The organism is Aeromonas sp. S18(2024) (genome assembly GCF_041402525.1).
Classification (GTDB): domain Bacteria; phylum Pseudomonadota; class Gammaproteobacteria; order Enterobacterales; family Aeromonadaceae; genus Aeromonas; species Aeromonas enteropelogenes.
Window position 1 is genome coordinate 37,828 of the sequence record NZ_JBGLQV010000005.1, and the last position, 20,137, is coordinate 57,964.

17 protein-coding genes are annotated in these 20,137 nt (G+C 57.2%); 9 read left to right on the forward strand and 8 right to left on the reverse strand.

Annotation, left to right across the window (positions count from 1 at the left end; genetic code table 11):
* The first annotated feature begins 69 nt into the window (after positions 1-69).
* Genes ACB034_RS10115 through ACB034_RS10125 form a run of 3 tightly spaced genes read left to right on the forward strand, consistent with a single transcriptional unit; the run spans position 70 to position 3,282 of the window.
* Positions 70-1,980 (forward strand): ABC transporter ATP-binding protein, encoded by a 1,911-nt coding sequence (locus tag ACB034_RS10115; RefSeq protein ID WP_225634113.1) that lies wholly within the window; start codon positions 70-72, stop codon positions 1,978-1,980.
* Positions 1,973-2,434, forward strand: a complete 462-nt coding sequence (locus ACB034_RS10120) for a DUF2390 domain-containing protein (RefSeq protein ID WP_061476363.1) — start codon at positions 1,973-1,975, stop codon at positions 2,432-2,434. The genes ACB034_RS10115 and ACB034_RS10120 overlap by 8 nt, the downstream gene beginning before the upstream one ends.
* Entirely contained in the window at positions 2,428-3,282 is an 855-nt protein-coding gene (locus tag ACB034_RS10125) for a 23S rRNA (adenine(2030)-N(6))-methyltransferase RlmJ (RefSeq protein WP_371172754.1), read from the forward strand. Before ACB034_RS10120 ends, ACB034_RS10125 begins: the two co-directional genes overlap by 7 nt.
* 94 nt (positions 3,283-3,376) lie before the next feature.
* On the opposite strand, the gene ACB034_RS10130 is transcribed toward ACB034_RS10125, so the two are convergent.
* Positions 3,377-3,589 carry a hypothetical protein gene (locus tag ACB034_RS10130; protein ID WP_371172755.1) on the reverse strand — a complete coding sequence of 71 codons (213 nt, stop codon included), beginning with the start codon at positions 3,587-3,589 and terminating at the stop codon, positions 3,377-3,379.
* A 176-nt stretch (positions 3,590-3,765) separates the two neighbouring features.
* On the opposite strand from ACB034_RS10130, the gene ACB034_RS10135 reads away from it, so the two are divergent.
* Positions 3,766-4,128 carry a DUF2061 domain-containing protein gene (locus ACB034_RS10135; protein WP_026456048.1) on the forward strand — a complete coding sequence of 121 codons (363 nt, stop codon included), beginning with the start codon at positions 3,766-3,768 and terminating at the stop codon, positions 4,126-4,128.
* A 117-nt stretch (positions 4,129-4,245) separates the two neighbouring features.
* Positions 4,246-4,857 (forward strand): MliC family protein, encoded by a 612-nt coding sequence (locus ACB034_RS10140; RefSeq protein WP_342010594.1) that lies wholly within the window; start codon positions 4,246-4,248, stop codon positions 4,855-4,857.
* A 54-nt stretch (positions 4,858-4,911) separates the two neighbouring features.
* Here the strand turns inward: ACB034_RS10140 and ACB034_RS10145 are convergent, their stop codons facing one another.
* Positions 4,912-6,090, reverse strand: coding sequence for an aspartyl protease family protein (locus tag ACB034_RS10145; protein ID WP_371172756.1), 1,179 nt, complete (start codon positions 6,088-6,090; stop codon positions 4,912-4,914).
* Between the two features lie 642 nt (positions 6,091-6,732).
* Here ACB034_RS10145 and ACB034_RS10150 point away from each other — a divergent pair.
* The 4 genes from ACB034_RS10150 (at position 6,733) to ACB034_RS10165 (ending at position 9,374) form a co-directional block, all read left to right on the forward strand.
* Positions 6,733-7,230: a hypothetical protein gene (locus ACB034_RS10150; RefSeq protein ID WP_371172757.1), complete on the forward strand. Its 498-nt coding sequence runs from the start codon at positions 6,733-6,735 to the stop codon at positions 7,228-7,230.
* A gap of 179 nt (positions 7,231-7,409) precedes the next feature.
* On the forward strand, positions 7,410-8,009 hold the full coding sequence (locus ACB034_RS10155; protein WP_371172758.1) for a hypothetical protein: 600 nt from the start codon (positions 7,410-7,412) through the stop codon (positions 8,007-8,009).
* Between the two features lie 99 nt (positions 8,010-8,108).
* On the forward strand, positions 8,109-9,083 hold the full coding sequence (locus ACB034_RS10160) for a hypothetical protein (RefSeq protein WP_371172759.1): 975 nt from the start codon (positions 8,109-8,111) through the stop codon (positions 9,081-9,083).
* Between the two features lie 96 nt (positions 9,084-9,179).
* Positions 9,180-9,374 carry a hypothetical protein gene (locus ACB034_RS10165; protein WP_371172760.1) on the forward strand — a complete coding sequence of 65 codons (195 nt, stop codon included), beginning with the start codon at positions 9,180-9,182 and terminating at the stop codon, positions 9,372-9,374.
* A gap of 697 nt (positions 9,375-10,071) precedes the next feature.
* Here the strand turns inward: ACB034_RS10165 and ACB034_RS10170 are convergent.
* The 6 genes from ACB034_RS10170 to rlmD form a co-directional block, all read right to left on the reverse strand.
* Positions 10,072-11,745 (reverse strand): methyl-accepting chemotaxis protein, encoded by a 1,674-nt coding sequence (locus tag ACB034_RS10170; protein WP_371172761.1) that lies wholly within the window; start codon positions 11,743-11,745, stop codon positions 10,072-10,074.
* A 345-nt stretch (positions 11,746-12,090) separates the two neighbouring features.
* Complete coding sequence (eno, locus tag ACB034_RS10175; RefSeq protein ID WP_236303163.1) at positions 12,091-13,392, reverse strand: phosphopyruvate hydratase; 1,302 nt, start codon at positions 13,390-13,392, stop codon at positions 12,091-12,093.
* Between the two features lie 89 nt (positions 13,393-13,481).
* On the reverse strand, positions 13,482-15,119 hold the full coding sequence (gene pyrG, locus ACB034_RS10180; RefSeq protein WP_026458419.1) for a glutamine hydrolyzing CTP synthase: 1,638 nt from the start codon (positions 15,117-15,119) through the stop codon (positions 13,482-13,484).
* Positions 15,120-15,260: 141 nt separating this feature from the next.
* Positions 15,261-16,058 (reverse strand): nucleoside triphosphate pyrophosphohydrolase, encoded by a 798-nt coding sequence (mazG, locus tag ACB034_RS10185; protein WP_371172762.1) that lies wholly within the window; start codon positions 16,056-16,058, stop codon positions 15,261-15,263.
* A 177-nt stretch (positions 16,059-16,235) separates the two neighbouring features.
* Positions 16,236-18,449 carry a GTP diphosphokinase gene (relA, locus tag ACB034_RS10190; protein ID WP_042026921.1) on the reverse strand — a complete coding sequence of 738 codons (2,214 nt, stop codon included), beginning with the start codon at positions 18,447-18,449 and terminating at the stop codon, positions 16,236-16,238.
* Between the two features lie 270 nt (positions 18,450-18,719).
* Positions 18,720-20,042 carry a 23S rRNA (uracil(1939)-C(5))-methyltransferase RlmD gene (gene rlmD / locus ACB034_RS10195; protein ID WP_371172763.1) on the reverse strand — a complete coding sequence of 441 codons (1,323 nt, stop codon included), beginning with the start codon at positions 20,040-20,042 and terminating at the stop codon, positions 18,720-18,722.
* Positions 20,043-20,137: the final 95 nt, after the last annotated feature.

A 20,137-nucleotide genomic window follows, 5' to 3' on the forward strand; every position in this document is an offset into this window, starting at 1 on the left:
ACCGGCGCCATTTCACGTAAGATCCGCGCCAGTTTTTCTCCTCCATTTTTGAGCAAGCAGATCCCACCCATGATAGTTGCCAGTCAAATCGAACTGATCCGCGGCGGCCGCAAGCTGCTGGACAACGCGTCCGCCACCATACACCCGGGCCACAAGGTGGGCCTGGTGGGCAAGAACGGCTGTGGCAAGTCCACCTTTTTTGCACTGGTACGGGGGGAGCTGGCCATCGACAGCGGCACCTTCAGCCTGCCCGCCGGCTGGCAGATTGCGGGGGTCGCCCAGGAGACCCCGGCGCTGGAGTGCTCGGCTCTCGACTACGTGATCGACGGTGACAGGGAGTTTCGCGCACTGGAAGCCGAGCTCGCCCAGGCCGAGCAGGATGACAACGGTCTGCTGGTGGCCGAGCTGCACAGCAAGCTCGACACCATTGGCGCTTACAGCATTCGCGCTCGCGCCGCCGAGCTGCTGCACGGCCTCGGCTTTGGCGACGAGCAGCTCGCCTCGCCGGTACGCAGCTTCTCCGGTGGCTGGCGCATGCGTCTCAACCTCGCCCAGGCATTGCTGTGCCGCTCCGATCTGCTGCTGCTCGATGAACCGACCAACCACCTGGATTTGGACGCCGTCATCTGGCTGGAGAAGTGGCTCAAGGGTTATCAGGGCACGCTCGTCTTGATTTCTCACGACCGCGACTTCCTCGACTCGGTGGTGGGCCGCATCATCCATATCGAGAACGGCAAGCTCAACGAATACACTGGCGGCTACTCCGACTTCGAACTGCAACGCGCCGAGCACCTGGCCCAGCAGCAGTCCATGTACGAGAAGCAGCAGCGGGAGATGGCCCACATGCAATCCTATGTGGACCGCTTCCGCTACAAGGCCTCCAAGGCCCGTCAGGCCCAGAGCCGCCTCAAGGCCATGGAGCGGATGGAGAAGATCCTGCCCGCCCACGCAGACTCCGAATTCAGCTTCGAGTTTCGCGAACCCTCGGCCCTGCCGACCCCGCTGATTGCCATGGAGAACCTCAGCGCCGGTTACGGCGACAAGGTGATCCTGGAGAAGATCAAGCTCAACCTGGTACCGGGTTCCCGTATCGGCCTCTTGGGTCGCAACGGCGCCGGCAAGTCCACCTTTATCAAAATGCTGGCAGGCTCCAACCCGCCGCTTTCGGGCAAGCTGGAAGTGAGCGCCGGGGTGAGCATAGGCTACTTTGCGCAGCATCAGCTGGAGACCCTGCGCCTTGACGACAGCCCCCTCGATCATCTGGTGCGCCTCGCGCCGGACAAAACAGAGCAGGAGCTTCGCAACTATCTGGGCAGCTTCGGCTTTCACGGCGACAAGGCGCTCGACAAGGTGGCCCCCTTCTCCGGCGGCGAGAAGGCCCGGCTGGTGCTGGCCCTCATCACCTGGCAAAAGCCCAACCTCTTGCTGCTGGATGAACCGACCAACCACCTGGATCTGGAGATGCGCCACGCCCTGACCATGGCGCTGCAAGGATTCGAGGGGGCCATGGTGGTGGTCTCCCACGACCGTCACCTGCTGCGCACCACCACGGATGACTTCTATCTGGTGCACGGCGGCCGGGTCGAGCCGTTCGACGGCGATCTCGACGACTACCACAAGTGGCTCGGCGAGCAGGAGAAAGAGGCCAACGCCAAGCCGGCTGATGCCCCCGCGGCCGCCAACTCGGCGGTGGCACGCAAGGATCAGAAGCGCCGCGAGGCGGAGTTCCGCCAGCAGACCAGGCCGCTGCGCCAGAAGCTGGAGAAACTCGAAACCAGCATGGAGAAGCTGCAAGGGAAGCTTGCCGAGATCGAGACCCAGCTGGCCGACCCGGCCATCTATGAAGAGAGCGCCAAGGGCAAGCTGTCCGAGCTGCTCAAGTCCCAGGGCCCCATCAAGGAGGAGCTGGAAAACGTCGAGCTGGAGTGGATGAGCCTCTCCGAGGAGCTGGAAACCATGGAGCAAGCCTTCCTTGCGTAATCTGTCACTGGTGGCGAACGACACGGTCGCCGAACACGAACTGCCGGGCCCGCTCGATTTCTGGCACTGGAGCGGCGAGGTCTATGGTGCACGCAGCCAGGACTGGCTCCAGGTACAGGAGCTGGGGGGTTGCGTCAATCTGGCGCTCTTGCTGCATCGGCTCGATCAATGCGGGATCCCGGTCGATCTCACCGACCTGCAACCTGCGCTGGTGCAGACCGAGGCGGTGCTGACCCCTTGGCGCGCCCTGCGCAAAAGCGCCAAAGCGCGAGTCGGCGAGCAGGAGTATCAGGCCATGCTGGCCCACGAACTGGAGCTGGAGCGGCTGCAGCAGGGGGTGCTGCTGCAAACCCTGCGCGAGCTGTCCCTCTACCGGGGCAAGAGCCACAATCTGTTGAACTATCTATCGTTACTGGGTGCCCAGCAGGGCCCCCTCAGAGATCTAATATGCTGAGCTATCGCCACGCCTTTCACGCCGGCAACCATGCCGACGTGCTGAAACACGCCGTCCAGGCCCTGATCATCGAGTCCCTCAAGAAAAAGGAAAAACCCTTCATCGTGCTGGATACCCATGCCGGCGGCGGTCTCTACGACCTGCGCGGCGACTGGTCCCAGAAGAAGGCGGAATATGCCGACGGCATCGGCCGGTTGTGGAACGAGCGGGCCCAGTGGCCGGCCATGGCCCCCTATCTGGACGTCATCGCCGACATGAATATCGATGGCCAGCTGCACTACTACCCGGGCTCCCCCGAGCTGTCGCGCCGCCTCACCCGCGAGCAGGACAAGCTGGCGTTGATGGAGCTGCACAACAACGAGGTGGAGGATCTGCGCGTCAACATGGGGTACGACCCGCGCGTCGCCGTTCACCACCGCGACGGCTTCGAGGGGCTGGTAGCCCTGCTGCCCCCCACCCCGCGCCGCGGCCTGGTGCTGATAGACCCGCCCTATGAGCTCAAGGAAGACTACTTCGCCGTGGTCGATACCCTGAAAAAGGCGCACAAGCGCTGGGCCACCGGCATCTACGCCCTCTGGTATCCCATCCTGGGGCAGGAAGCGGACAAGTCCCGTGACATGCTGCGCGCCATCAAGCGCGAAAACTTCGGTAACGTCCTGGTCGCCGAGCTGGAAGTAGCCGGCCAAACCAGCGATTGGGGCATGAATGGCTCAGGGATGCTGATCATCAGCCCCCCCTGGATGCTGGACCAGCAGATCGAAGCCTTCTTGAAACCCTTGTGCGCCAAGCTGGCCCAGGGCGCCGGTGCCCAGTACAAGGTGGAGTGGCTCAACAAGGTGGAAGAGTAACCGCCTGAAAAACAAGAAAACCGCCAAGGGCCTGCCATTGTAGGCCCTTTTTATTGGCAGGATCGGCGGGCTGCACGGATGCCATGGCAGGCAATCAGGGGCCGGTGGGTCTGTCCAGGTGCAAGACCAGCAACAGCATGGCCAGCAGACCCAAGGGCGGAAACAGGGAGAGCAGAGCGCAGAGGGTGGCGATCAGGGCGGGGCGCTCGCTTCTGCGACGGGCTAGCCAATAGGCCAGCCCCCCCACGATGATCATCAGCAACAGTATGCCCTGTCCCAGCAGGGTGGCGTTGATATTCATATGCATGAAAGCTCCTTTTTCATGGCAAAACATCACTTTAGCGCGGCAACAGTTCAAGGCAAGCCCCAGTCTGGCAACAAGACATTTGATAGGCATTCCCTATCTAACCATTAGATGAGAATAGTTTTCATTTAATGGCATTCCGGGTGATACTGCCAATATCACCAGAGGGAGCCGCCATCATGAAAAAGACCATCAGCTTTGCCGCCCTGCACTTCACCGTTGCCTTTACCCTGGCCTATCTGCTGACCGGCGAGCTGCTGACCGCCAGCCTGATCGCCCTCATCGAACCCGCCGTCAACACGGTCGCCTTCTACTTTCACGATGTCGCCTGGCACAAGTTCAAGCCCAGTCACAGCCTGCAAGCCAAGACCAGCAGCTTCGCCCTGGTGCACTTCTCCGTGGCCTTCGGCGTCGCCTTCCTGCTGAGCGGCGAACTGCTCACCGGCGGGGTGATGGCGATGATTGAACCCACCATCAACACTGTCGTGTTCTTCTTCCACGAGCGGCTGTGGCGTGCCCGCCAGCAGCTGGTGCTGGCCTGATCCCTGGCTCCGGGCTTTACGCGCCAACCCGTGCCGTCAGCGCCAAAAAAGCGCTCGGCGGCATGAGGGCTTTTGTGTTTTAGTGAAGCGGTATCTCTCTTTTCAGGAACCGCTTCGATGACCCCGCTCAAGACTCTGCTGCTTGCCCCCCTGGCACTCTTGCCCCTGCTGGCCAGTGCCGCAACCCCCTCGTTCGATTGTCACAAGGCCTCCGGGGCGGCCGAGACGCTTATCTGCAAGGATGCGAAACTGACGGCGCTGGACAATGAACTGGCCGACCTCTATCACAAGGCGATCGCCCAGCTCTCCCCCGAGCAGCGCAAGACGGAGCAGGCGACGCAGCGTGGCTGGATCAAGGGGCGCAACGAGTGCTGGAAGGGGCAGGATCTGCGTCAGTGCGTCGAGGATAACTACAAGCTGCGGATCGCCGAGCTGCAAGTCACCGGTGGCCAGCTGATGGTCACGGCTCCCGTCTTCTACCGCTGCGGCGACCAGCTCATGCTGGAGACCTATTTCTATCAGGATGCCAAGGTGCCGGTGGCCGTACTCAACCTGAGTGAAGGCAATCGCCCGCCACTGCAGACCATCGCCTATCAGGAACCCAGCGCCAGCGGCGCCCGCTATGAGGGGCAGAATATCAGCCTGTTTACCAAGGGGGACGAGGCCAGGCTGGAGCGTTTCGGCCAGCCGGCGCTCGCCTGCAGAGTGAGCACAGCGCAAGGCAAATAACGCGCTCTGGGGACGGCCACCGTTTCGCCCTGACGGTGCCGGCCCCGTCATATGCTAGATGGCGATATCCAGCGCCTTGCCTTCCCGCACCACCCGCACCTTGAGCGAACCCGCCTTGCTCTGGTTCAGCAGATCCCGCACCCTGTCTATCTGTAGCGGGTGATAGGGCACGCCGTTGATCTGCTCGATGACGTCGCCATTTTTCAGACCAAACGGCGCCAGATCCCGCTCGTCGTTGTAGTAGACCTGCAGATGCTGGCCATCGAAGCGCACCGCAATCTGGCGCAGGTTTGGCTGCACCTGCTGCGCCAGCGTCTCTGCGTCATAGCAGAACATCATGCGCCCCGGGATGATGGCAAAGCGCTTGAAGCGACTCACAAAGTCCATGCCGAGGGCATACTTGTCGTTGTCATTCTCCGACACCCGCAGCTGACCGAGGGGGCGGCCGTCAAAATGCAGGCCGGTGATGACATGATCGCCCAGGTCCTGCATGCCGCTCGCATCGACCCCCTTCATCGGCGTCGAGCCATCCTTCAACAGCGCCTGCTGCTCGGCCATATGGCCGATAAAGCTGCGATCGACATAGCTCTGATCGGCCCCGGTATCGAGGAGCATTCGCAGGCTGCCCTCGCCCTGGGTCAGGTAGAGCGCCGGTGAACGGTTGTAGCTGTCGTCATAACCGATGCAGCGCTCGAAGCCGGCCGCCGAGGGGGCCGACGACCAGGCGCTGATCTGGTGCTGCTCCTGATCAAACACCCAGTTGAAGCGACGTATGACCTCTATCCCGAGCACCCCGTCGATGCGCGTGCCAAGGGATTGGGAGATGAGCGAAAAATCCATGGCGCCCCACAGATCACTGTCATCGATCGTGACCGAGCCAACCGACAAGGGCACCGGCTGTACAAACCCGAAATGTTCACTCTCAATCTGACCCGAGACGCTGACCATATTGGCAAAATCGGCCTGGTAGGCGCGAGGCAACTGGCTCAGGGAGAGTGCCTTGAAGCGGCTGGCAAGGCGGCGATCGAGCACAGTGATGCTGGCGCCGGTATCGAGCAGAAACTGGTACTGCTCACCGGCGATGGTGACAGGTACTATGGGGCTACGCTCGTAAGAGACGGCCAGCACTGGCAGGGACTTGCTTGCTGCATGGGCGGTATCCGGGGCGCTGCAACCCTGGGCGCCAAACAGGGTCAAGATGGCGAGCGCCACTGCTTTTCGCTGCAATGTCATAAGACTCCTTTGCGATAGACAATGTGTCTGCGCTACCCCAGCTACAGCATCAAACACAAACTATCTTGTTGATTTATAGATAAATAAACCAAATATTACGGGGCAGTCGACAATAACAAAGTGTTTTATGCTGGCTCAAGCTGATTATGACCCCTCACCATCCAGGGATCCGGCAAGATCGTCCCCCGAGTCCCCACCCCGCTACCGTTCAACTCACCCTATCGATTAATTTATTGATCCAGCTTAAGGATCCCTCGCCTCCCCCTTTCTCTTCTTGTCACGCCAGTTAATATACCCGTTTGGCAACAGCCTCGGCGGAGTCACCCCATGAGCCACGCCATTTCTCACGCGGGTAAAAAGCAGCAGACTGGGGACTGAAACTCAGGGGGCGGTAGCCTTGCCGGCGCCAACCACAGCTAACGCTTTTACTGTTTTTCTATACAGTCTTAATGGTTGCGCAAAAAGAAGAGGTCAAACGAATACGTTCAGCTTCAAGGGCAGCATGGTAACTAATTGATTTAAATCATAATTATTTATACTCTGTAACGGGGCAGAGCGGAGTTAGATGGAAGGCGGTATTAATGTGTTAGCACCGCCTTCCATCTAATCACTGTTATATTTATTAGAGTAAGTTGGTTATAAATGTCATTTGAAAAAAAAGTCGAATATTTAAAGTCGGGTCTTCAATATTGTGTGGGTGCCTATATATTTTCGTTTGTGATAATCAAAGCTTGGGCTTTTATCGGCTTTCCGATAGCTTGGATTCAAGATCCCCAGATAATTAAGCATATTCTCTCAACAAGTATTTTAGCCCTAGTAAGTCAGGCAGTTATGGTTTCAGCTGCAATCGAATTAGCATATATGTTGTTTACTCCCGGACCTGATGAGGCGGTTGATCCTTTGATTTTGGGTATAGCAGGCACAGCCTTGTTGGTTATGTCGGACGAAAATACAGCTAAAACTGACAGTATGTTATATGACTCAATTGCGGTGTTGCTCTTCGCGATTTCCTTAGCGATTCTTTTTTATCTTCGTTTCATGTTAACAAAGTGGTTTCCTAAGCAATTTAAGGACAATTTCGACAAAGGTTCTGTTGAGGGGCAGGTTGAAAATGTTGCATCTATCTGTAAAGAAAAATAGATAAAAGTAGCGAGGCGGCAGTATAAATATAACAAACTTTTCAAGAGGGATTCGCAACGCGTGGCATTTTCACTATGCGTTGGTTTTAGTGGTTAAGGCGGTATGCAGCGGGTTTGGTATTGCGTTGCTCACCCCTTAACAGGGCATTATACGTACATATGGAGCGAGAACAAAAATAAATGAAAATTTATAGCATAATAAAAGTTATTGGCGCAGGGCTAGCCACTATATTACTAGGAGCCATAGGCAGCGGTGTTTGGGAAAAGCTTCTATCGCCAGGACTAAAGAACCTAAGTGAATTCACTACAAAATCACTTTCTTCCATATCTCAAACATATTCAGACTCAATCTATTCAAAGGCATCCTCAATAGAAAATTACAACCAGCCTGATGTTGGCGGCATCCTACTTCTAATCATTATATTTGTATGGATACTTTTCCATGCACTTAGTTCTAAAACAGACAATACTGTAGTACGCATATTACATCGTGCGATGACTAATCAATTCAAAGGATGGGATGGAATATTACTTTCTAGCGCATTTCTTGTGCTTATCTTCTTCCTTATGGCAACCAACACCACTGTTAGTGAAATAAAGAAATATTCGGTAAAAAATATGGAGATAGTAAGGCCATATATTGGAGAAAGTAGCTATTTGATGCTTCGTTCAAATTATTTGCAAATGAAAAATGAAGATGATTTCAATGGATTTTTGTCAGAAATATATGCCATTGCTAAGGCAGAAAAAATCGATATAGATGAGTTCTCACAAGATTAAACGTATAACAAGTCAATCAACTTTGCGCCTTCGGCGCCGGACGCAGCAAAGCTGCGCCGGTTATTGAAGCGTTATACATAAATCACATCGGGAGCCGATATGGACGGATACATTCAAACAGGGCTAGGGATACTTGTTTCACTTGTCCTATTTGTGATTGGTTACAGACAAACTATCGGAGCTAAAAAAGAGCGAGCAAAGAACGCTAATAACTCTATTATTAGAACCATGATGAGGCGTATGGTTTTGGAAGACTATGCTCCCGTCTACATAGATATTTCTAGAATTATTGAAGGTAAAGCACGGGAGTTTCAGGTTTCTTCAAATGACCTGCTATCCGAAGACCAGATTTTAAATAGCTTATATACCGAGGTTTTCGACAGCGACTTAATATCACCTTCACAAAGAGTCGAAATCGAGAAAAGACTAAATGCAGTATTTGATAAAATCGAAAAAGAGCCAGTAAAACCAACTCTTTCAGAGTTTCAACAGATTAAACAAGAGAAGGCAAGCAAGAAAGAAAGTGTAACTGCTATGGTGCTTTCAACTTCCATGCTTGGCGCACTTACCTCAGCCCTATACTCATTCTACGAAACTAAAACTTTCGAGCCAGACTTCCTTCTCTCTGCTTTTGGTGTATTAATCGGAAGCATAGCTGTTTTAACGGTCTTAACTACGTATAGGCGAAGTAAAGAGATCGATATTCTACCTTCCAGATCATCGGCTAGCTTAATATCGTCAGAATTTGAGGCTGATATTGCAAGGGTTCTAATTAAAGGAGGTTTCAAGTTTTCAATTGAGCCTAGCGTAAATGGTCTACGCCCAGACTTCCTTGTCAATGTAAATGGTAGACAAGTGGCAATTGAAGCCAAAACATGGCATGGCCCCGTTCCGCTTCACATTCTAAGAAAGACAATTGAATATCTTCAGAAGCTTGTTTCTATGGACGGCGTTGATGAAGCAATTTTAGTTACAAAGAAAAGAGATGGCATTCCAGTTGGAGTTTTTGATAACGAAAAAATATCAGTACTCACTATCAACGAATTAGTCAGTAAATTAAAAAGTGCAGCGTAAATGTATAACAATCGCATGTTGCCGGACTGCTTTTACGCTGCGCTTCAAAGCAGCCGCAAATGCGGGCGTTAACTGTAATGACAAAGGAAGAACGAGATGAAATTGGAAGTAGACGTAGAATGCCTTAGCTGTAAAAGAAAGATGAAAGTTAAAGTCGAAGATATGCGGCCAGGCAGAAAAAAGAATTGTCCAAGCTGCAGGGCTGAAATAAGCTTTACAGGTGATAATGGCCGTAAAGCCCAAAAGGCTATAGATGATGTTGAGAAGTCGCTCAAGAAAATGTTCAGGTAGCTACACAGTTAACAAGACCAGCCAGAGGGGCCGGAAAATCGCCGCTTCGCTCTGGTTTTTCGGCCCCTGCTGGTGGCGTTATGTTTCTATGGAGTCAGGATGAAGTATCTATTGGATTTCGAGAAGCTAGTTCCAAGTGACATCATATTGGAATCTGGAACAAGTAAGTTTAGTTCAGTTATTAAGACTGTTACTCGCAGTAATTTTTCTCATGCGATGATTTACATCGGCCACTCGATAATTCATGCCTTGAAGAAATTAGGACACCCACCATTATAAGCACCGCGTAGCAATCCAAAATCCAGCTATTTCCCCATACAGTCAGACGGGCACGGTATTGCGACCCCCTGCAAGCCGTCGGGCGAGTTGAGCGGGTCAGTAGTGCCGTTATGGTCGCCACAGGGGTGGGAGGTCAGCCAGCTTCACCCCGCTGAACAGGCGAGCGCCTTCGCAAGGATAAAGCCATCGCAGAAGACCCCCACCCCAACCCTTCCCTTGACAGGGAAGGGTGTCACTCTGCGACGATGCAGCCTCCAACTCCCCGGTGCAATCCGCTGCGCTTATTGCACCCTACCCCACGATACCCATTACCCACCACCTGACGCCCGCAGGGCGGGCGAAATCCCGGTAGTACCAAGCCAGCTAAGCTTGCACTCCTGGCCACAGCAAAGGAGCCCGACCGGGCTCCTTTTTCGTTCTATATCTGAAACCGCTCCACCAACCGATGCAGGGTACGGCCCGAGTCGGCCAGCTCCGCGCAGGTATGGCGGGTGGCATCGGCCCCCTCGCTCAGCTCGGCCACGATCTGCTGAATGGCCACCAGGTTGCGGTTGATCTCCTCGGTCACCGCATGCTGCTGCTCGGCGGCGCTGGCGATCTGCAGGTTCATGTCGTTGATGGTGGTGATGGCGCTGCTCATCTCGTCTAGATTGGTCACCAGGGCGCCGGTCTCGGCCAGGGTATTGCTGTGGCGGGCCTGGCTCTCGCTCATCAGGGAGCCGGCTGTGGTCACCATCTGTTGCAGCCGCTGCAGCATGGTACCGATCTCGACCGTGCTCTGCTGGGTGCGGGAGGCAAGCTGGCGCACCTCGTCGGCCACCACGGCAAAACCGCGCCCCTGCTCGCCGGCACGAGCCGCCTCGATGGCGGCATTGAGCGCCAGCAGGTTGGTCTGATCGGCAATCCCCGAGATAACCCCCACCACGTTCTGGATCTGATCCGTCTCCCGGGTCAGGGTGCCTATCTGTTCGTGAATGGCATTAAGGTCGGTGATCAGGGTGTCGATGCCATCCATGGCGCGGGTGATCACCACCCGGGTCTGGCGCGACAGGTTGTCGGCACTGCCGGTGGCGGCGGCCGCATCGCCGGCGTTGCCCGCCACGCTGTGGGCGGTGGAGCTCATCTCTGTCATGGCGGCCACCACCTGTTCCGTCTCCCGATGATGGGAGCTCATGCGGGAGAGGTAGTCGCCGGACTGGCGCTGCAGGGTCTCAACCGACTGGTAGACCCGATCCGAGGCCGACGTCACCTGCTCTACCAGATGGTGGATCTTCTCGATAAAGCCGTTGAAGCTGCGGGCGAGATCGCCAAGCTCATCCCCCTGCTCCAGCTTGAGGCGGCGGGTGAGATCCCCCTCGCCGTGGGCGAGATCGTGAAAACTCTCCACCAGGGTCTGGATCGGCCGGGTGATGGAGCGCGACACCCAGAGGCCGCCAACGATGGCAAGCAGGGTTAGCAGCAGCGAGGTGAGCAGGGTATCGCGCATGGTGATGGCCAGTTCGGCCTCCCCTTCCTCACGGGCCCTGGCCACCGCATCGTCGATGTCGTCGATATAGAAACCGGTGCCCAGCACCCAGCCCCACTGGGGCAGCAGCACGGCATAGCCGAGCTTGGGTTGCTCGCTCCCCTTGGAGGGCTTGTCCCAGATAAAGCGTGAATAGCCGTCACCACTCTCGGCCGCCTTGATGATATCGAGGATCACCTTGTTGCCTTCGCTGTCGGTCATGCCGGAGAGATCCTTGCCTTCCAGCGCCTGCTTGATGCCATGGGCGATGTTGATCCCCCTGGTGTCGTAGACGTAGAAGTAGCCATCCTCGGCATAGCGCAGGGTGCGCAGTATGCCCTTGGCCTGCTCGCGGGCCTCGGGACTGTCCTGACTGAGCAGATGAGCGATGGCGGTCTTGGCCATCAGCACGTGTTCGGCCAGCGCCACCTTCTTCTGCTCGAGGGCACTGGTGCGGTAACGATCGAGCTGATCCGTCAGGGACTGCTGTGCGCGCCACCAGATCCCGACATTGAGCAGCAGGGCCATCATCAGAATGGGGACTATGGCCAGGGTCAGGGTCTTGCCCCTGATGGAGAGGTGTTTCATCTGCGTAGACATCCTTTGTGCAAGCGTTTGCCGGATATCATAAAAGACTTATTTATCAGTGACTGTTAACAAGATCATGGCTTTGGCCGTTGGCTCCTTTTCAAACCCGCAGCAAGCTCGGAGCGCACGCGCCCCCGGCCCCCCATACAACCTTCTGGCAGGGGCAGGCCATGATCGCCACATTCCAATGTGCCCTGCCCTACTCTTGCCTTGCCTGCATAAGGGCTAGGCAGACGTTCCGTAATCGGCACGGGTGGCTGGCCGGCGCAATCTGCAGACGAAAAAAAACCGGAACCCAAGAGTTCCGGTTTTTCTCACACCAGCCGAGGCTGGTTAACCAGCAAATCAAGCCTGGTTTTTAACTTCTTTCAGACCGCGGAACGGAGCCTTGGCACCCAGCGCTTCTTCGATACGGATCAGCTGGTTGTACTTGGCAACACGGTCAGAACGGCTCATGGAACCGGTCTTGATCTGGCCAGCAGCGGTACCAACGGCCAGGTCGGCGATGGTTGCGTCTTCGGTCTCACCGGAGCGGTGGGAGATGACGGCAGTGTAACCAGCATCTTTGGCCATCTTGATGGCAGCCAGAGTTTCGGTCAGAGAACCGATCTGGTTGAACTTGATCAGGATGGAGTTGGCGATGCCGTTGTCGATACCGCGCTTGAGGATCTTGGTGTTGGTTACGAACAGGTCGTCACCCACGATCTGGATTTTCTTGCCCAGTTTCTGGGTCTGGTAGGCGAAGCCTTCCCAGTCAGATTCGTCCAGGCCATCTTCGATGGAGACGATCGGGAACTTGGCAGTCAGCTCTTCCAGGAAGTCGGAGAAACCGTTGGAGGTGAAGACACGGCCTTCGCCTTTCAGGTTGTACTCTTTCTTCTCTGCGTCGTAGAACTCGGAAGCAGCGCAGTCCATGGCCAGGGTCACGTCGGTGCCCAGCTTGTAACCGGCAGCGGCAACGGCTTCAGCGATCACTTCCAGTGCTTCGGCGTTGGATTTCAGGTTAGGAGCGAAACCACCTTCGTCACCAACGGCAGTGTTGTAACCCTTGGCCTTCAGTACTTTGGCCAGGTTGTGGAACACTTCGGCGCCCATGCGAACGGCTTCTTTCAGGGTCTTGGCGCCAACCGGCTGGATCATGAACTCCTGGATGTCGACGTTGTTGTCGGCGTGCTCACCACCGTTGATGATGTTCATCATGGGCAGCGGCATGGAGTAAACACCCGGGGTACCGTTCAGCTCGGCGATGTGGGCGTACAGCGGCAGGCCTTTGGCAGCAGCAGCAGCCTTGGCGTTGGCCAGGGAAACAGCCAGGATGGCGTTGGCGCCGAACTTGGATTTGTTCTCGGTACCGTCGAGGTCGATCATGATCTGGTCGACAGTGGCCTGGTCCTTGGCATCTTTACCCAGCAGAGCTTGAGCGATCGGGCCGTTTACGGCTTCGATGGCTTTCAGCACGCCTTTACCCAGGAAACGGCTCTTGTCGCCGTCACGCAGTTCCAGCGCTTCGCGGGAACCGGTGGACGCGCCAGACGGAGCGGCTGCCATACCAACAAAACCACCTTCCAGGTGAACTTCGGCCTCAACGGTCGGGTTACCACGGGAGTCGATGATTTCACGACCGATCACTTTAACGATCTTGGACATGTGTATTTCCTCAGGTTTCGTAAAAAAACAACAAAAATATGCCAAAAAAAGCGGCTGTGGCACAGTGCCCCAACCGCATTTATTTTCAATTACTTCAAATTACGCTTCTGGTACTCACCTGCCGCCTTCACGAAACCGGCGAACAGGGCGTGGCCATCACGAGGAGTAGAGGTGAACTCCGGGTGGAACTGGGCCGCGACAAACCAAGGATGATCCGGGATCTCGATAATTTCCACCAGCTTCTTGTCGGCGGAGAGACCGGTCACCTTCAGGCCTGCTGCCTCGATCTGCGGCAGCAGCTTGTTGTTAACTTCATAACGGTGGCGGTGACGCTCGTAAATGGTCGGGCTGCCGTACATCTGACGTACCTTGGAACCTTCGACCAGGTGGCAGAGCTGGGAACCCAGACGCATGGTGCCACCCAGATCGGACTTCTCGGTACGAGTCTCGACGTTGCCCTCTTCATCCACCCATTCGGTGATGAGGCCAACCACCGGATAGGGGCACTCTTTCTTGAACTCGGAGGAGTGAGCCCCTTCCATGCCCGCCACGTTGCGGGCGTATTCGATCAGCGCGACCTGCATGCCGAGGCAGATGCCCAGATACGGGATCTTGTTCTCACGGGCATACTTGGCGGCCAGGATCTTGCCTTCCACGCCGCGCTCGCCGAAGCCGCCCGGCACCAGGATCGCATCCAGACCTTCCAGCAGCTCGGCGCCACGGGTCTCGATGTCCTGGGAATCGATGTACTTGATGTTGACGGAGAGACGGGTCTTCAGACCGCCGTGCTTGAGCGCCTCGTTGACGGACTTGTAGGCGTCCGGCAGGGAGACGTACTTACCCACCATGCCGATGGTCACTTCGGCAGTCGGGTTAGCCTCTTCGTAGATAACCTGTTCCCACTCGGCCAGATCGGCCTCTTTGCACTCGATGCCGAAGCGCTCGGTGATGTAGGAGTCCAGGCTCTGGGATTTCAGCAGTGCCGGGATCTTGTAGATGGAGTCGACATCCTTCATGGAGATGACGGCGCGCTCCGGTACGTTACAGAACAGGGCGATCTTGGCACGCTCGTTGGCCGGAATGGCACGGTCGGAGCGGCAGATCAGCACATCCGGCTGAATACCGATGGAGAGCAGTTCTTTGACGGAGTGCTGGGTCGGCTTGGTCTTCACCTCGCCGGCGGCGGCCAGGTAAGGAACCAGAGTCAGGTGCATGAACATGGCGTTGTTGCGGCCCACTTCGGCAGCCAGCTGACGAATGGCCTCGAGGAACGGCAGGGACTCGATATCGCCCACGGTACCGCCCACCTCGACGATGGCAACCTGATGACCTTCGGCACCGGCAATCACCCGCTCCTTGATGGCGTTGGTGATGTGCGGGATCACCTGGATGGTGGCGCCCAGGTAGTCACCACGACGCTCTTTGCGCAGCACGTCGGCATAGATGCGGCCAGTGGTGAAGTTATTGCGACGGGTCATCTTGGTGCGGATGAAACGCTCGTAGTGGCCCAAATCCAGATCGGTTTCGGCCCCGTCCTCGGTTACGAACACTTCACCATGCTGGGTCGGGCTCATGGTGCCCGGATCCACGTTGATATAGGGGTCCAGTTTCATGATGGTCACATCCAGACCACGGGCTTCCAGAATGGCTGCCAGAGAAGCTGCGGCAATGCCTTTGCCGAGGGATGAAACAACGCCACCAGTTACAAAAATATATTTTGTCGTCATGCTGAACCTGAAAGAAGTTTAGGGAATTTTAAGGGGTGCTTCGGGGATGAAGCAGGACGGGGAAACAGTATACCAAAAACCCCTCTCCCAAACAATGAGCAAAAATCTATCAGGCTCCTCGCCGCCCCGTCTTGCGCCAAATCAACTTTGCTCGGTTTCCTTGGCTCTATCCCAGGCAGCATCGAGCTTCTCCAGTGAGCAGTCGGTCATTTTCAGCCCTTCTGCGGCGATAAACTGCTCAACCTGACGAAACCGTCGCTCGAACTTGGCGTTGGCGGCCCGCAGCACCTGTTCCGGATCCTTGCCCAGATGACGCACCAGGTTGACGGTGGCAAACAGCAGGTCGCCGAGCTCGTCGCTCACCCGCGCCTCATCCACATCGGCCATCAGCGCCTCTTCCATCACCTCGTCAATCTCCTCGTGGATTTTGTCCACCACGGGGCCCAGGGTCTTCCAGTCAAAACCAACGGTGGCGCAGCGCTTCTGGATCTTGGCAGTCCGGGTCAGGGCCGGCAGCGAGAGAGGGATGTCGTCGAGCACGCTCTCTTGATCAAGCGCCGCCCGCTCTTTGGCCTTTTCCGCCTCCCAGTTCGCCTTGACCGCCTGCTCGTCGCCGAGATCGGCATCCGAGAAGACATGGGGGTGACGGCGAATAAGCTTTTCGCTCACCGTATCGACGATGTCGGCAAAGTCGAACAATCCCTGCTCCTTGCCAAGCTGGGCATAGAAGACTACCTGAAACAGCAGATCCCCCAGCTCCCCTTTCAGCCCCTGCCAATCTTCGGTCTCGATGGCGTCGGCCACCTCGTAGGCCTCCTCCAGGGTGTGGGGCACTATGGTCTTGAAGCTCTGCTTGAGATCCCAGGGGCAGCCATTTTGCGGGTCGCGCAGGCGGGACATGATATCGAGCAGTTGAGGCAGGTCGTAACGTTGAGACATGGGTTATTCACTTTCGATTCGTTAAATGGGGATGAACCAACGTCAGGCTACGCAGCCGGTCAATATCATGTCGAGCAGTTGGGGCAGACCATCACGTTGGGACATGGGCTATTCGCTTTTTCTTCGTGCAACAGAGGGATAAAACAGTGACCGGCCACAGGGGCCGGTCAGTCGGTATCAGAGGCGCTTGGCGCTGATCACATCGTTGAGCTGGCTCAGCTTGGCCAATGCCCGGTTGAAGGCGTTGATGTTGTAGATCTCCAGCTCCATATCGATCTCGGCGGTCTGCTCGCGCACGTTGGAGCGTGAGCGCACCCCCATCACGTTGATCTTCTCGTTGGCGAGCACGGTCGTGATGTCGCGCAACAGACCGGATCTGTCGTTGGAGAGAATGCGGATGGTAAGGCCGTAACCGCCGGAGTAGTTCTCCCCCCATACCGCATCGATCAGCCGCTCCGGGTTGCGCCGTGACAGCTCTTTCAGCTGCTCGCAATCCTCCCGGTGGATGGAAACGCCGCGGCCCATGGTGATGAAGCCCTGGATGGCATCCCCGGGGATCGGCTGGCAGCAGCGGGCGATATGGGTCATCAGGTTGCCGACCCCTTCCACCACGATGTGATCCTTGGGCTTGTGGCGGAACGGCGCGTTGGCCTTCTGCTCCAGCTTCTCCAGCAGGCGGCGATCTTCTTCCTCCGCCGTCGGCTTGTTGTAGCAGGTGTCCAGGTAGTTGATCACCTGGTTGATGCGGATGTCGCCGCTACCGATGCCGGCCAGCAGATCGTCGGTGCTCTCCAGATTGAAGCGGCGCAGCATGCTGCCCTTGTCGATCTTGGCCATGCTGAGGTTGTGGCGATCCAGCTCCTTGTCGAACAGTTCGCGCCCGGCAACGATGTTCTTGTCCCGATCCAGCTTTCTGAACCAGGTGGCCACCTTGGCCCGCGCCCGGCTGGAGCGCAGGAAGCCTGAGTTGGGGTTCATCCAGTCGCGGCTCGGGTTCGGCTCCTTCTGGGTGATCACCTCCACCTGATCGCCGGTCTGCAGCGCATAGGTGAACGGCACGATGCGGCCGTCAATCTTGGCGCCGATGCAGCGGTGGCCAATCATGCTGTGGACGTGATAGGCAAAGTCGAGTGGCGTGGCCCCCGCCGGCAGGTCGATGACATCCCCTTTCGGAGTGAAGACGTAGACCCTGTCCTCGAACACCTGACTGCGCAGATCCTCGAGCAGTGAGCCACTCTCGGAGAGATCCTCCTGCCAGGCGAGCAGCTTGCGCAGCCACTCGATCTTGTCTTCGAAGTTGCCCCCCTTGCCGCCGGCCTGGGCCCCTTCTTTGTAGCGCCAGTGGGCAGCAACCCCGAGCTCGGCATCCTGGTGCATCTGGTCGGTACGGATCTGGATCTCCACCGTCTTGCCCTCGGGCCCTACCACCACGGTATGGATGGACTGGTAGCCGTTGGGTTTGGGGTTGGCGACATAGTCGTCAAACTCACGGGGGATGTGGTGGAAGTGGGTGTGAACGATGCCAAGCGCCGCATAGCAATCCTGCAGCCGCTTGGTCACCACCCGCACCGCGCGCACGTCGAACAGCTCGTTGAATTCGAGGTGCTTCTTCTGCATCTTGCGCCAGATGCTGTAGATGTGTTTCGGCCGGCCATAGACCTCGGCCTCGACCCCCGCCTCTTTCAGGGCATCGCGCAGGGACTGCACGAACTCGCGGATGTAGCGCTCCCGATCGAGGCGCTTCTCGTCGAGCTGCTTGGCGATCTGCTTGTAGGTGTCCGGGTGCAGGTAGCGGAAGGCGAGATCCTCGAGCTCCCACTTGAGCTGACCGATGCCGAGGCGGTTGGCAAGCGGCGCATAGATGTTAGTGATCTCCTGGGCCATCAGCACCCGGGTCTCTTCATCCGCCTTCTTCGCCTCCCGCAGGCAGGCGATCCGCTCCGCCAGCTTGATGACCACGGCGCGCACATCCTCGACCATGGCGAGCAGCATGCGCCGCACATTGTCGACCTGTTCCGGCGAGGTCTCGCTGCGATGCAGGGTCTGCAAGGAGCGGATGGCCTCCATCTCCAGCACCCCTTCCACCAGCTTGGCGATCTTGGGACCGAAGTCCTCGTCCATCCGCTCCTGGCTGATGAGACCGGCTTCGACGAAGGGGTAGATGATGGCGGCCTTGAGGGTAGCGATATCCATGCTGAGCATCAGCAGGATGCCCACCATCTCGATGCCGCGCACCAGCAGCTTGCTGGTCAGTGCCTCGTCACCGAGCGTCAGACAATACTGGTAGACGGTTCGCAGCTGATCCTTGTCACTGTCACTTAAGGAGAGCGAGCCGACCCACTCTTCCAGGGTGAAGTTATCTTTCAAATGAATATCGCGAACCGCAACCATGGTATCAATCCTTTAAATTGTTGGGCCGAAAGCTGACGCTTCCTCCCCCCTCATCTGATGATGACTGCTTCAAATGGGGATATCCGGAGAACTATTCAAGGCGCACCGCCCAAAGGCTGATGTGTTCTCCAGCAGGCCCTGCCTACGTACCGGGGGGTTAGATTACCCCATTCACTCCTGCTCAGACAGCGCCATGGGGGCGAAAGAACAAGAGAAAAGCGGGCGCCATGGGCCCCCTCCCGATCCCGTGGCAGGGAGCCCATGCAAGGGTCACTCCCTCACAAACAGCGCCATGGACTCCAGGTGGCCTGTGTGGGGGAACATGTCGAGCATCCCCAATCTGGCCAGCCGGTAGCCGCCCTTCACCAGCACCTGGCTGTCACGGGCCAGGGTCACCGGATTACAGGAGACGTAGACCACCCGCTTGGGAGAAAGTTTCGCCACGTGTCCCATCACTTCCAGGGCCCCGGGGCGCGCCGGATCCAGCAACACCAGGTCGAACCCTTCCCGTGCCCAGGACATGCCGACGATGTCGCCGCTCAAATCCGCCTTGTAGAAACGGGCGTTGTCGATGCCGTTGCGACGGGCGTTCTCCTCGGCGCGGGCCACCATGGCCAGCTCCCCTTCCACCCCCACCACTTCGCGGGCCTGCCGTGCAAGCGGCAGGGTAAAGTTGCCGATGCCGCAGAAGAGATCGAGCACCTTGTCATCCCTGGTCGCCCCGAGCCAGGCCAGCGCCTGGGCCACCATGCTCTGGTTGATGGGGCCGTTGACCTGGATAAAGTCACCGGGAGCGAACGCAAGAGACAGGCCATCGAGCGAGTAGGAGGGTTCGAATTGTTGATGCAGCGGCTCTATCTGCTCGTCGTTCGCCTGCAGATAGAGATCGATCCCCTGTTCTGCGGCAAACGCCACCAGCAGGGCGCGGTCGGTCTCGTTGGGGCGCCCGGTGTGACGCAGCAGCAGCATGATCCCCTGCTCTGACTGGATAAGCTCTGCATGGCCCAGCTCACGCTGACTCTTGAGGCGATTGAGGCAGGCACGCAGCGGGGCAATGAGGGCAGAGAGCGGCGCGGCCAGCACGGGGCACCCCTCGATCTCGACCAGATCATTGGTATTGCGGCGACGAAAACCGATCCGGGTGCAGCGACCGTTTTTGTCAAACTTGATGGCGAGGCGACAGACCCGGCGATAGGCCCTATCTTCGCCGCTCAGCACAGGCTCGAGGACGGGAGCCTTGATGTTGCCAAGGCGTTCAAACAGGCTGATCAGCCCGGCCGCCTTGGCGGCCTGTTGATCGTCCACCGACATATGCTGGGCACTGCAACCGCCACACTCGCGATAGTGGCCGCAAAACGGAGCGATGCGATTGGCCGCCGGCGTCACCACCTGTTGCAACGCCGCATGGCCATAGTGCTTCTTCTCTTCGGTGATGCGGGCCTTGACCGTCTCGCCGGGCAGCGCCCCTTCAACGAAGATCGCCTTGCCCTGGTGGCGACCGATGCCGACACAGTGGTGGTCCAGAGTGTCTATCGTAAATTCAATACGTTGGGGCTGGGTGGACTTCTTTTGGGGCTTGAAAAACTGGGCCATAAAACTTGGTGCCTATAGGTGGCTATGTCATGATTGTGGAATCTGCAGCCGTGTATTGTCCCACAAGAATAATAGTATGACCAAATACGGCCACA

What these genes read in the sequence shown, in the direction of transcription:
- ACB034_RS10115 (WP_225634113.1), top strand. Translation starts at nt 70, where the DNA reads ATGATAGTTGCCAGTCAAATCGAACTGATCCGCGGCGGCCGCAAGCTG.
- ACB034_RS10125 (WP_371172754.1), top strand. Translation starts at nt 2,428, where the DNA reads ATGCTGAGCTATCGCCACGCCTTTCACGCCGGCAACCATGCCGACGTG.
- ACB034_RS10130 (WP_371172755.1), bottom strand. Translation starts at nt 3,589, where the DNA reads ATGCATATGAATATCAACGCCACCCTGCTGGGACAGGGCATACTGTTG.
- ACB034_RS10135 (WP_026456048.1), top strand. Translation starts at nt 3,766, where the DNA reads ATGAAAAAGACCATCAGCTTTGCCGCCCTGCACTTCACCGTTGCCTTT.
- ACB034_RS10140 (WP_342010594.1), top strand. Translation starts at nt 4,246, where the DNA reads ATGACCCCGCTCAAGACTCTGCTGCTTGCCCCCCTGGCACTCTTGCCC.
- ACB034_RS10145 (WP_371172756.1), bottom strand. Translation starts at nt 6,090, where the DNA reads ATGACATTGCAGCGAAAAGCAGTGGCGCTCGCCATCTTGACCCTGTTT.
- ACB034_RS10150 (WP_371172757.1), top strand. Translation starts at nt 6,733, where the DNA reads ATGTCATTTGAAAAAAAAGTCGAATATTTAAAGTCGGGTCTTCAATAT.
- ACB034_RS10155 (WP_371172758.1), top strand. Translation starts at nt 7,410, where the DNA reads ATGAAAATTTATAGCATAATAAAAGTTATTGGCGCAGGGCTAGCCACT.
- ACB034_RS10160 (WP_371172759.1), top strand. Translation starts at nt 8,109, where the DNA reads ATGGACGGATACATTCAAACAGGGCTAGGGATACTTGTTTCACTTGTC.
- ACB034_RS10165 (WP_371172760.1), top strand. Translation starts at nt 9,180, where the DNA reads ATGAAATTGGAAGTAGACGTAGAATGCCTTAGCTGTAAAAGAAAGATG.
- ACB034_RS10170 (WP_371172761.1), bottom strand. Translation starts at nt 11,745, where the DNA reads ATGAAACACCTCTCCATCAGGGGCAAGACCCTGACCCTGGCCATAGTC.
- eno (WP_236303163.1), bottom strand. Translation starts at nt 13,392, where the DNA reads ATGTCCAAGATCGTTAAAGTGATCGGTCGTGAAATCATCGACTCCCGT.
- pyrG (WP_026458419.1), bottom strand. Translation starts at nt 15,119, where the DNA reads ATGACGACAAAATATATTTTTGTAACTGGTGGCGTTGTTTCATCCCTC.
- mazG (WP_371172762.1), bottom strand. Translation starts at nt 16,058, where the DNA reads ATGTCTCAACGTTACGACCTGCCTCAACTGCTCGATATCATGTCCCGC.
- relA (WP_042026921.1), bottom strand. Translation starts at nt 18,449, where the DNA reads ATGGTTGCGGTTCGCGATATTCATTTGAAAGATAACTTCACCCTGGAA.
- rlmD (WP_371172763.1), bottom strand. Translation starts at nt 20,042, where the DNA reads ATGGCCCAGTTTTTCAAGCCCCAAAAGAAGTCCACCCAGCCCCAACGT.